Here is a 250-nt window from a genome sequence, read left to right as displayed (position 1 = left end):
TGATGAAGATGGCGATTTCGACATTGATGATGCTGAAGAATTTTTAGAAGAAAAATTTAAATTGTTGGTTGGAGCTTTTATACCAACGTTTGATTTTGGAGAGTCAATGGATGATTGTAATGATGATCTGCCTAGTAACCATGTATGCTATATATTTTATCAGCCTGGTGTATTAGCAGGTGATCGACATCATCACTTTGATGATGAGGCAAGAATAGAGGCTAAAAAACTTAAGAAGAAGTATCCAGGT

The 250-nt window shown here is 35.2% G+C and carries 1 pseudogene; it reads left to right on the top strand.

The features are described from left to right. Positions 1-61: 61 nt before the first annotated feature. A pseudogene (locus NG918_RS16830) lies at positions 62-250 on the top strand (hypothetical protein); the annotation flags it as partial.

It is taken from the genome of Clostridium sp. ZBS2 (genome assembly GCF_023845855.1).
Taxonomy (GTDB): Bacteria; Bacillota; Clostridia; order Clostridiales; family Clostridiaceae; genus Clostridium; species Clostridium aquiflavi.
Note: the sequence above shows the minus strand (reverse complement) of the source record. Positions and strands in the feature narration are given on the sequence as shown.